Origin of the sequence: Acinetobacter sp. FDAARGOS_558 (assembly GCF_003937785.1) — a bacterium.
In the GTDB taxonomy this organism is placed as follows: domain Bacteria; phylum Pseudomonadota; class Gammaproteobacteria; order Pseudomonadales; family Moraxellaceae; genus Acinetobacter; species Acinetobacter baumannii.
In genome coordinates this window covers 968,455-981,580 of the sequence record NZ_RKJH01000001.1, presented here as the reverse complement: position 1 = coordinate 981,580, position 13,126 = coordinate 968,455, and the positions used below count along the sequence as shown (strand labels likewise).

At 39.4% G+C, this 13,126-nt stretch carries 1 protein-coding gene, 4 tRNA genes and 1 pseudogene; all 6 read left to right on the top strand.

Translation table 11 applies throughout. The annotated features are described in order from the left end of the window. Positions 1 to 38 precede the first annotated feature (38 nt). Positions 39 to 123, top strand: a tRNA-Leu gene (locus tag EGT34_RS04745). 54 nt (positions 124 to 177) lie between these two features. Beyond that, positions 178 to 251: transfer RNA gene (locus EGT34_RS04740), tRNA-Trp, on the top strand. Positions 252 to 278: 27 nt separating this feature from the next. Then, positions 279 to 363: transfer RNA gene (locus tag EGT34_RS04735), tRNA-Leu, on the top strand. 65 nt (positions 364 to 428) lie between these two features. Next, positions 429 to 502, top strand: a tRNA-Trp gene (locus EGT34_RS04730). A 213-nt stretch (positions 503 to 715) separates the two neighbouring features. Continuing rightward, complete coding sequence (locus EGT34_RS04725; RefSeq protein ID WP_024437189.1) at positions 716 to 2,473, top strand: ShlB/FhaC/HecB family hemolysin secretion/activation protein; 1,758 nt, start codon at positions 716 to 718, stop codon at positions 2,471 to 2,473. A gap of 63 nt (positions 2,474 to 2,536) precedes the next feature. Beyond that, a pseudogene (locus tag EGT34_RS04720) lies at positions 2,537 to 13,078 on the top strand (hemagglutinin repeat-containing protein); the annotation flags it as partial. Positions 13,079 to 13,126: the final 48 nt, after the last annotated feature.

Genomic DNA, 13,126 nt, shown 5'->3' with positions numbered 1-13,126 from the left:
GTCACTGTTAGATCTTATCGCTAATATACACAGCCATCGGGGGCGTGGCGAAATTGGTAGACGCACTGGATTTAGGTTCCAGCGCCGCAAGGTGTAAGAGTTCGAGTCTCTTCGCCCCCACCACTTTAAGTTAAGTCTTAAAGTTTGATCTAGATGTTAAGACATCTAGATCTCGGAAGAGGATTGGTGTAATGGTAGCATGACGGTCTCCAAAACCGTTCGTCAAGGTTCGAGTCCTTGATCCTCTGCCACATTTATTTTAAATAAATGTCCCAGATGGGGGCGTGGCGAAATTGGTAGACGCACTGGATTTAGGTTCCAGCGCCGCAAGGTGTAAGAGTTCGAGTCTCTTCGCCCCCACCATAGAAAGAAGCAAGACGATGATCTTGCTTTTTTTATGATTAAATCTGAATGGTTTAATTGTCTATAGAGGATTGGTGTAATGGTAGCATGACGGTCTCCAAAACCGTTCGTCAAGGTTCGAGTCCTTGATCCTCTGCCAAGATTCAAAAAAGCTCCTGTTACGGGAGCTTTTTTTATGTCTAGCTGATTTTTATAAATAAATTGTGATTTAAAACTAATATCTTATAAAAGTAAGATTTAAGAAAATAAGATTTATTTTACATACAGACAAATCTGTATAAAAAATGCTTCCACTTTGTTAAGGTTTTGTTAAAATAAAATTAAGTTGATATTAATCACGGTTTAATTTTATATGTTGAACTATAACAAATTTAATAAAAGTGTCTTATTCATCTGCTTATCACTAACGGGGGGCCTAAGTTTTGCTGCGGACTCGGATGATCCTATTCGTCAGAGAATTCAGGCTGACCAAACTATTCGACAACAGCAACGTGATAGTGCTTTAGAAAAACAAATTCAACCAGATGTAAACGTTAATCTAGGGCAAGAACAAAATAAGATTTCAGCTCAGCAATTACAATATTTACGTTCTAACAGTGAAACACCTTGTTTTGAAATTAAAAAAATACTTTTAGAAGGTGAAGAAGCCCATCAATTCATATCAGATTTTAATGTAATTACTACTGGCAAGAACAATATTATTGGAAGATGTTTAGGGGTAAATGGACTAAACCAAGCCCTTGATCTTGTACAAAATAAAATTATAGCAAACGGTTATGTAACAACACGAGTTTTGCTTCCTCAGCAAAATATTGCATCCGGTACGGTGCGTGTTCGTGTTATTCCAGGACGAGTGGATCAGATTAAGTTCGCTGATGGTACTTCTAAACGTGCACATTTGTGGAATGCTTTACCGATGAAGTCGGGTGAGCTGTTAAATATTCGTGATATGGAGCAAGGTTTAGAAAACTTTAAACGAGTGCCAACGGTTGAAGCTGACTTTAAAATCCAGCCAGCAGAACAAAAAAATGAACCGGGTTATAGTGATGTGATTCTTGCATGGCAACAAGCTAAACCTTATCGCTTACATGTGGGGATTGATGATTCAGGTTCTGATGCTACTGGAAAATACCAAGGTACAGCGACCTTGTCACTTGACCATGTGTTAACTTTAAATGATTTATTTTATATCAGTTATAACCATGATTTAGGTAGCAATGGTTCTGGTAAACATGGTACAGATGGCTTTTATGCAAGTTATACCATTCCATTTGATTATTGGTTATTTTCAACCAGTTATAGCCGTTCTAACTATTTACAAACAGTCGCTGGAAGCACTGAAACTTATCAATACAGCGGTAAAAGCGAACTCATTAATGCAGATTTGTCTCGAATTATTTATCGAGATGCTCACCGTAAAACTGCTGTAGGTTTTGGTGGATGGTATCGTGAATCACAAAACTATATTAATGATGTCGAAGTAGAAGTACAGCGCCGTAAGACTGCAGGCTGGAAAGCAAGTCTTGATCATACCGAATATTTTTCTAATGCCACTTTAAGCGGCAATGTGACTTATAAACGTGGTACAGGTTGGTTGAATGCAATGAGGGCACCAGAAGAAGACTTTGGTGAAGCTTATACACATGTCGGGATTCTACAGGCCAATGCCAGTTTACAAGTGCCTTTTAAAGTGGGTCAGCAAAATCTGCAATATTTAGCTGAATGGCGTACTCAGCACAGCAATCAACCTTTAACTCCTCAAGACAGATTTTCAATTGGAAACCGTTATACCGTAAGAGGTTTTGATGGCGAGCAAACTTTATTGGCTGATAATGGTTTTTTAGTTCGCAATGAACTGAGTGGCTCAATTATGAATAAGCCACACTCTTGGTATGCAGGTATCGATTACGGAGAGGTTGGTGGAAAAACTGCACATTATCCGAATCCTTTACCAGGCACGAGTTTATTAGGTGCAGTTATTGGGTTGCGTGGACAAATTACTCCCTTGCGTTTGAATTATGACGCTTTTGTGGGTGCGCCTTTGAAAAAGCCAGATCACTTCGAAACAGATGATTACACGACTGGATTTAGCGTGAATTGGACCTATTAATTCAAGTTTAAAGGTCCAGAACTTAATCAACTTTATTAAAAAAAGATTTAGTGAGATTTTAGAATGAATAAGAACCGTTATCGTATTATTTTTAGCCATGCTCGCGGTATGTTTATTGCTGTTGCTGAAATTGTAAAAAGTAAAACTAAGCAAGCAGGGCAAAGTCAGGGACAAGTGGGAACAGATTCGACTATAGATTCGGTTCTACCTATTCATTATAAAAAACTAAATCCACTTAATTTTGCTGTAATTGGTTGTTTGGGAGCATTGGTAATTAGCTTACCAATGAGCAGTGTGGCTGAAACTCAGATTATTGCCGATAAAGGTGCGCCTACATCGCAGCAACCGACTATTTTAAATAGCGCAAATGGAACAACTCAGGTCAATATTCAGACACCAAGTGCGGGTGGTGTTTCGCGGAATACCTATACACAATTTGATGTTGGTCAAGAAGGTGCCATTTTAAATAATTCACGAAATAACACCCAAACTCAGTTAGGAGGCTGGGTACAAGGTAACCCATGGCTTGCAAAAGGCGAAGCCAAAGTTATTTTGAATGAAGTGAATAGTAATAATCCAAGTCAACTCAAAGGCTATATTGAAGTTGCCGGAAAACAAGCACAAGTTGTTATTGCGAATCCATCTGGTTTGATCTGTGATGGCTGTGGTGTGATTAACGCAGACCGTTTTACTTTAACCACGGGTCAAGCGGTAATGAACCAAGGTTATCTTGAATCATTCCGAGTTCGTGAAGGTCAGGTTACGATTGAAGGTAAAGGCTTAAACGGAAGTTTAACCCCTTATACGGATATTTATGCGCGTGCTTTAAAAGTAAATGCAGGCTTGTATGCAAATGAACTCAATACTGTACTTGGACAAAATGATATTCAAGTCAAAGACCAAGTAGCTCCTCAAATCACGGCAACGACAGCAGCTACTACCACACCTCCGCCAAACTTTGCTTTAGATGTAGGCCAATTGGGTGGCATGTATGCTGGAAAAATCTTTTTGGTGGGAACAGAGCAAGGGTTAGGTGTACGTAACGCAGGTACGATAAATAGTACTCAAAGTACGCTTACGCTGAATGCAAATGGTGATTTGGTCAATAATGGTAACTTGATCGCGAATCAAGATCAGGTACAGCTGAAAGCTCAAAATACTAAAAATACTGGTAATGTCAGTAGCGCAACTTCACAAATTTCTATTGAAAGTCAAAGTCTAGATAACTCTGGTTTAATCAGTAGTGCTGATGAGTTACGTCTTAATCAACAAAATAGTTTAAGTAATAGTGGCACATTGAATGCTGCTCGCCTTGTTATTGATGCGGGTAGTCTAAAAAATAGTGGTTCTATCGAACAAACAGGTTTGCAAGGACTTGATTTAAAGTCAGGTTCAATGACAAACCTTGGTGGTAAAATCGGAATTGCTAAAAATACCACAGGTGGTGGTAGTGGCGGGTCGACAGGTGGCAGTGTTCCGACAGTTCCAACTGATCCATCCAAAGATGGCGGAAGTTTAGAAGTTGCTACTCCAATAGATACGACCCCAAAAACTTATGATCAAGGTTATATTCATGTTAAGGAACAACTAAATAATGACCAAGGGGCGATCATTGCCAATGGTGGTGTAGATTTAGACAGCCAAAATGGTCTAGATAACCAAGGCGGTCAACTTAATCTGGGTGCTATTCATATTAAAGGGAATAGCTTTAATAACAACCAAGGTGAGCTCACAGTTAAAAGTGCTGATATTCAAACCTCAAGTTTTAGTAACCAACAAGGATTACTGCAATCACTCACTTCTTTAGATGTAAATAGCCAGTCGATTGATAATCAGGGCGGTAAAATTAATGCCTTGAATAATATTAGTATGATCTCGAGCGGAAACATTCTAAATCAAGCGGGGCAGATCGCGAGTTCGTCTGAACTTTATTTACAGGGATTGGGCCTAAATAACAGTGGGGGTGATCTGGAAGCTGAACAATTATTAAAACTTAATCTTTCAGGTCATTTGAATAACCAGAAAGGAAAAATAGTCACTAATAATAACTTGGATAGTTCGCTTTTTGGTTTAGATAACGACCAAGGTGAAATTTCTGCAAAAAATATTACGATTCAAAACAAAGATCAGGCTTTAAATAATGGTTCAGGAACGATTTATGCTGACCAAAGTTTAAAAATTCAAACTGGATCTTTAAATAATGCAGTCAACGGTACGTTATCTAGTCATGAAAATCTGCAAATTGATAGTCAACAACTCACCAATCAGGGCTATATTCGTGCTGATCAACAATTAAAAATTAATAATACAAGTGTTATGACACAGCAAGGAGGTGTTCTTTCAGCCTACGGTAATATTGATTTAACGAGTCAGCGTCTTGTTAGTGATGAAAAAAGTGTTATTGCGGTTGGTATCAATGCTCAAGGTGAGCAAGATCAAAATGCTCAAGCGGATTTAAATATTAAAACAGAGCAGGCACTTGAGCATCACGGAAAACTACTGGCAAGCCATAATATTGATTTAGATGGGGCAAATGTAGATTTATCACAAGGAACTGCAGCAGCTCAAAATATAAATATTACAGCTCGTGATGGAGATATAAATAATCAGTCTGGTATGTTGCAGGCTGACACTATCCAATTAAATGCAGTACAAAACCAGCAAAGTCTGATTAACCAGGGTGGTCAAATTCTTGCGAAAAAATTGAATTTGAACATTGGGAAAGATATTAATAACCAACAAGGTTTGATTCAGCACACTGCATCAGATGACCTGAATTTAACTATTCAGGGAGTCATTAATAACCAGCAAGGCCGTATTCTCACAAATGCAAATCAGTTAAATATTCAAGCACAGGGACTCAATAGTGACTCTGGTGTGATCCTGCATTCGGGCCAAGCTGGCTTAAATATGGATATACAAAATATCCATGCGCAAAAGGCTGAATTGAGAACTAATGGCGCACTTAAACTTACGACCGATCAAGCACTATTAGACCAATCAAAAGTGTCTGCTACTCAAGCCAATATTCAAGCCAACCAATTTACTGACCGTAATGGTGAAATGTTGTTTAGTGCGGTAAATGGTCAAAGTTCAATTCGTGTAAATGGTGACTACCAACATCAAGGAAGTGTATTACAAAGTAACCATAGCTTAGACATTCAAACAGGTTCGCTTAGTAACCAAAATGGGAATATCTTAGTCACCCAAAATGGTTCATCTTCACAACCAGTACAGTTAAATATTGTCAGCCAAAACGATATTCAAAATGATTTGGGTAACATTGTGAGTGAAGGCCAACTTTCATTGAAAACTGGAAAAGGAATAAGCAACCAACAAGGAAATATAATTAGTTCTAATACGCTTGAGCTTACAACAGATCAGTTAATTAATAACCAGTCTGGGCAGATACAAGCGAAGGATATTAAGCTCTCTGCATCAAACTTAGACAATAGTTCAGGAGTAATTGCTGCTAAAACTGGTGATGTATCACTCAATATTAATAATCAGTTGATTAATGGTCGTGTTGAGCAGGGTAAATCGGCTGGTATTATTCAGGCAGCACAAAATATAGATGTTCAGACTGGGTTATTAGACAATAGTGGTCTGATTTATGCGGGTCAAAATCAACAACTCAAAGTTGCTCAAAATCTTAAAAATGCTGGACAGTTAGCTGCTCAAAATAACTTAAATATACAAACGGCGACACTGTCCCAGACTTCTGCAGGGAGCATTATTGCTGGTTTAACATCAGATGGTTCATTAGCAAATCAGGGTAATCTTAACATTGATGCTACAGGTGCTATAAATGCGCAGGGGCAACTCATCGCGGGCGGTGATTTAAGTAGTCAGGCCGCTAACCATGTCTTAAACCAAAGTCTTGTTCAAGCAAAAAATATTTCGCTCAACAGTAAATCTGGTCAATTGAGCGCTCAACAAAGTTCTATACAGGCCGCACAGCAACTCAATTTAACCACTCCAGATACGCTAGATACTCAACAAGCCAATTTAAAGGCGAATAAAGTTCAAATTAATGCAAAAGACTTAAATAACCAGTCAGGACATATCCAGCAAACAGGTTTAGATGATACTCAAATTTTGTTGACGGGTGATTTAAGCAATCAAAACGGGCAAATTGACAGTCTAGGCCAAAAACTACAAATAAATGCCAATAATTTAAATAACCAGAATGGTCTCATCCAATCTGGTACAGCAGACAGCCAACTTATACTCGCTATAGCTAATACGCTCAATAATAATCAGGGCAATATCAAAACTGCTGGTAGTTTGCAAACGAATAGTTCTGAGTTAAACAATGATGCTGGAACGCTACTTAGCTTCAATGGCTTTAACATCAATACACAGCAGCTTAGTAATCAAGCAGGTCAAATTGTTGAGGCTGGAACACAAGACAATATTGTTAACCAATTAATTGTTAAAAACCTTCTAAACAATAGTAATGGCAAGATTCAGACAAATCATAATCTTGAAATTCAGGCTGGTGCGTTAAAAAACAATACGGGCAGTATTGTGACCGCAGGCACAGCAGGTCTTAACCTCAACACAGCATCACGACTCGATAACCAGTCTGGAAATATTCATTCCAGTGGTGATCTAAATATAAAAGCTCAAGACATTTTGAATGATCAGGGACAAATTCTTGCTGCCAAAAATGCTCAGTTTAATAGCCAAAACACCTTAAGTAACCAAGCGGGATTAATTGCAGCACAACAACAATTAATGATTCAAAGTGCTGCTTTGAATAACCAAGCGGGTCAAATTGGGTCGGTAGATGCGGGCGTAAATATCCAGACGACTCAGCAAGCATTGAATAATCAGAGTGGTAAGATTCAGGCGAATCAAGCGATTAACCTCGATGTACAGGGCCTTGATAATAGTCTACAAGGCTTGATTAGTAGTACTAAAGGTGATCAAAGCAAAATTCAGATTGATACTCACCAGCAGAGCCTGAATAACCAAAATGGACAGATTAATAGCGGTAATACATTACAGATTAGTACCAATAGTCTGAACAATCAGCAAGGTCTAATCACTGCACAGGGTGATCTTGGTATAAACGCCGTGCAACTGATTGATAACCGACAAACCTATTTAAATGCTACCTTGCCAGAGTTGGCCCAAGGTATTCAATCTTTAGGACAAGTCTTATTACAAACGTCCGAATTAAATAATGAACAAGGTCAGGTCATTGCTGGAAATGGATTAACCATTCAAGCGCCTAAGGTGAATAACAGTAATGCGGGCTTGTTAGCCAGTGGACAAGACTTACTGATCGACAGTGTTGGACAAGCAGGTACGATTAATAATCAGAAAGGCAAAATCAGTGCTAACCAAAACATTAGCCTCAATACAGGCCTGATGAGCGGAAGCCAACTCGATAATAGTCAGCAGGGCTTCATTAGTGCTGCAAAGCAAGTCAAAATTATTAGTCAAAATATTGATAATTCAAACAATGACCAGAACCAAGGTATTCAGGCAGGGCAAATAGAAATAGCTGCTAGTACTTTAAATAATAGTGCTGGACGAATCTCTGCTGAGCAGCAACTTAATTTAAATATTTTAGATAATTTAAATAACACCAAAGGCTTAATTAGTAGTCTTGATCAATTAACAATACAAGGTCAGCAAGATAATAACCGTCTAATCGTAAACAATCAGCAAGGGACTATTATTGCAGGTGAAGAAGGCTCATCAACTGCAGGTTTAAATATTCTGGCCAAAGGTTTAACAGGCGACGGTAAGGTCTTAAGTCAGGGACAGTTAAATCTTCAGCTCAATGATGATTATGTACAAGATGCTCAAGGTCAGTTGCAGGCACAGGGAAATTTAAACCTTAGCTCTAAGGGAAAAGTTACCAATCATGGTGCAATCAAAAGCAACGGACAGTTATCTATTTCAGCAAATACAATTGAAAATGCTGTAGATGGCAGTTTGGAAAGCCAGCAAACTCAACTTGAATCTGTAGGCGTGCTCAATAATTATGGACTCATTAATGGTTCAAATACATATGTTAAGGCAGGCCAACTCAATAATATTGCCGGACGTATTTATGGTGACCATATTGCAATTCAGGCGAATACTTTAAATAACCAAAGCCTCAAGGGTTTAGCGCCAGTCATTGCCTCAAGAGGTGATCTGGATCTGGGCGTACAGGTTTTAAATAATCTGGAAAATAATCTAAATCATCAAAGTGGTTCGCAAATTATTGCCATGGGAGACTTGCGTATAGGAGGTTCGCTTGACTCACAGTGGCATGCTCAAGGAACTGCTCAGCAAGTCAATAACCGAAGTTCTGTAATTAATGCGAATGGCAATATCGACTTGAATGCTGATATTGTTAATAACCAGAATGTGTTTTTTACAACCAAACAACAGCAGACCACAGAGCAACTGGATTACTGGAATATGTATATTTCAGATTCGCGTGCCGGATGGTATAACCCTGGTCCTCAGTCCTTAATTACTCAGGAAATCTATAGCCAGAATCCAGATTTATTTACTAAATTAAAGCCTGCACAACAACTTGTGACTTCCTATGACAACGCAACGATGCAGGATTATTTAAGTCGTCCTGATGGTTATTTCTTCATTGTAAATAACTATGACGATAGCTCAGCCGGCAACATGTTTAAAGGCTATGTCGTTTATAACGGACAGCTCTACAGTACTGACCATTATGAAAATGTGAAAAGTACCCAAACTACGACTACGACTGTAGCAGATGAGTCAGCACCAGCTGTGATCAGTGCTGGAGGAAATTTAAGTTTCACAGGCACAATTAATAATGACAAAAGCCAAATTATGGTGGGTCAAAAGCTGATTGGAGATGCAAACGCAATTCACAATGTCGATGCCAAAGGTCCTAAAATTACGCATGAAACAGGAACGGTAACGCCGAGTTATGGAAGTTATGGGGGCAAGGGGCACGATAGAGTCTGGGCTTCTGCTGAACAAGCTTATAACCCAGCAGATGTTACCAAAGGGGTGGATTTATTTATCTATGAAAATCCAACCAGTGCGACCCCTGTTAAAGTGCAAGACCAAACCCAGCAAGTCAATAAAGACAATTTGACTGAACAGGCACTTAGTCAAAACCATGACTCCAATATTATTGGTCAGCAAAATACACAGGTTAATCAAACAGAAACTGTTCAACAAACTACAGCTCAAACAGATCGTATTCAATCAAATGAAATTAAAACAGGTCAGGCACAGCTTAAAGGCGTAGTTGGGGCAAACACTACCGATCATAAAGCCATGAGTAATCGTGCAGTCGATCAAATTCAAAACACTGATACTAAGGCTGCCTCTGTTCAGGGGCAAACAACACAGATTGATGGTAGTGGTTTCGAGATTCGTACCAACAACGCTAACGTTAAAGTCCCAAATAATGCGTTGTATAGTAAAAATCCAGACAGCCGTGCTAACTACCTTGTTGAAACAGATCCAGCGTTTAGTAACTATCGCAACTGGTTATCTTCGGATTATATGTTGAATGCATTGGGACTTGACCCAGCACTTCAACAAAAAAGATTGGGTGATGGTTACTATGAACAACGTATGGTACAGGACCAAGTTGCTCAACTGACTGGTTACCGTTTCTTACAAGGATATGGTTCTGATGAGGAGCAATATAAAGCGCTCATGAATAATGGGCTGAGCTATGCAAAACAGTACAACTTACGCCCTGGTATTGCACTCACTCCAGAACAAATGGCGCAATTAAGCAGCGATATTGTTTGGTTGGTAGAAAAAGAAACTACCCTACCAGATGGTACAAAAACCAAAGCTTTAGTCCCGCAAGTTTATGTTAAAGCGCGTGTAGGTGACTTAAAAGGCGATGGAACTTTAATTAGTGCCGATAGTATTCAGCTCAATTTAAGTAAAGATTTGACCAATGCGGGAACAATTGCTGGACGACAAGTGGTTCAAATTAATAGCCAAAATTTAAACAACCTTGCTGGAAACATCCGTGGTGGTGTAGTTAGCATTAGTACTGAAAAAGATTTAAATAATATTGGTGGTATGATTCAGGCCGATCAAGCCATGAATTTGCAGGTAAAAGGTAACCTGAATATTCAGTCAACCACACAGAGCAGCCAAAATGCATTAGGCCAAAGTAACTATAGCTGGACAGGAATAGATCGTATTGCTGGTCTTTATATCGGTTCAGCACAACAGCAAGCGTTGAGTGATCAGCCAACCTTGGTGATGAACGTTGGTGGTGACACTCGTATATTGGCTGCAAATATCCAGAATAACAGCGGTGGACGAAGTATTATCCGTACGGGCGGTGACCTTAAAGTCGGTAGCCTGAATACGGAAGTGACCAACAATGTGGTGGGTAGCTCAAAAGCTTATCATTTAGATACACGACAAGTCGAAGTCGGCAGCCAGATTAAGAGCCAAGGTGATTTAAGCTTACAAGGCAATAATATTCAGATTCATGGTTCACAAATCAGTAGTTCAGAAGGCCTAACTGCGTTACAGGCTAAAGAGCGGCTACAGATTGAAGAGGGCCGAAACAAACTTGATCAACAAGATCAGTCAAGCTTTAGTAAGAAAGGTAAACTGAGTAGCTCTACGACAAGTGACTTTAGCCATCGTAGTTCAGATATTGCGGTCGGTAGCATTGTTGAAGGCAAAAAAGTGCTATTGGATGCAGGAAATATCAATGTCCGTGGCAGCAATATTGTTTCTGATGAGTTGACGCAGATTCAAGCCAAAGACAATGCAAATATTGAGGGAGCTCAGAACCAATACAACAGTCAAACTAATAGTGTTGTTAAAAACTCTGGTCTTATGTCCACGGGTGGCATTGGTTTTAGTTTAGGTAAAAAACAAGAAACTACTTTAAAAACCGAGCAACAGCTTACTAATAGTGCTTCTCAGGTGGGTAGCTTAAACGGTAATACCAATATTGTAGCGGGTAAGACCTATCAGCAAACGGGAAGTACCGTTTCATCACAGAAAGGCGATGTGAATATATTGGCGCAACAAGTCAATATTGAAGCTGCTAAAGAACAAAGCACAAGTGATTATAAGCATGAGATGCAACAGAAAGGTTTAACACTTGCAGTAAATGTTCCCGTAGTCTCGGCTGTACAAAGTGTAGCGGAGTCTGCTAAGCAGGTTGGTCAAAGCAAGAATGATCGTGTGAATGCAATGGCAGCAGCCAATGCTGGCTTTGATGCTTATAAGGCTGGACAGGCTTTAAGTTCATTACAAGGTGCATTATCAAATGCAGGTTCACTCAATGGTGGTGTAGAAGTTGGTGTTAGTCTGACTTATGGTGAACAGAAAAATACTGAAACAAGCCATTCACAAAGTACCACGGCGAGTCAAAGTCAGGTCAATGCTGGCGGAACGACAACCATTGTTGCCACAGGTGCAGGGGATCAATCGAATATTAATATTGTTGGTTCAGACGTATTGGGGCAACAAGGTACACGCTTGGCTGCCGACAACAATGTCAATATTAAAGCAGCCGAACAGAACCATATTGAAGAAAGTAAAAATGAAAGTGCAGGCTGGAATGCCGGAGTTACTGTAAGTAATAAAACAGGCTTTGGTGTAACGGCTGGCGGCAACTTGGGTAAAGGTAAGGGTAATGGTACCGACACAAGTTATGTGAATAGCCATGTGGGTTCTAAAGATAGCCTAACCACGATAACAAGCGGAAAAACGACGAATATTATTGGCGGACAAGTACAAGGTAAAGGTGTACAGATTGAAGCCGATAACTTAAATGTTGAAAGCTTACAGGACAAAGCGACATATAAGAGCAAACAACAGAATATGTCAGCACAGGTAAGTGTAGGTTTTAGTGGAGGTAATGTATCTGGAAGCTTTAGCAAGTCTAATGTAGATGCGAATTATGCATCTGTAAATGAGCAGTCAGGTGTATTTGCAGGCGATGACGGTTACCAGATTAAGGTGAATAAAAACACTGACTTGAAAGGTGCAATTATTACCTCGACTCAGACTGCGGAAAACCTGAAGAAAAATAGCCTAGATACAGGTACTTTAACGTCTTCTAACATTCAAAATGTGACTGAATATGATGCTAAGGGCATTTCTGTAGGTGGTGGTTTTAATGCCGGAAAAAGTGGTACGGCAGGTAACAAAGAACCTGGCACGGTACTTTCGACACCAAACAAAATTGATCAACATGCTTCAACAACAGTAGGAGTAAGTAAATCTGTTGGGTTTGGCCTAGACAGTGATAAAGACAGTAGTGTGACCAAGAGTGGTATTAATACCCAAAACATTACAATTCGAGATGAACAAGGTCAGCAAGCGTTAACAGGTAAAACTGCCGGACAGATTAAATCTGAGATATTGACGTCTGTAACTACAGATACAGCACGTGAGAATAGTGGAGCACTGCAAAACAACTTTGATAAGGATAAAGTTCAAAGTGAAATTAATTTGCAGATGGACGTAACGAAGAACTTTGATGCCAACCGTCAGGAAGCAGGCATTACAGTTGATAATATTGTAAAGGCGCTGGAAGTCACAGGACAGGCAATAGAGGGTGCTAAACAGACACTAGCTATAGCCAAACAAGCACAACAAGAAATCCAAAAACTTAGCCCAGAAGATCAAGTAATATTTGAAAATTTCTTGACA

Bases quoted from the DNA above. Each gene is read 5' to 3' on its own strand.
- EGT34_RS04725 (WP_024437189.1), top strand. From the start codon at position 716: ATGTTGAACTATAACAAATTTAATAAAAGTGTCTTATTCATCTGCTTA.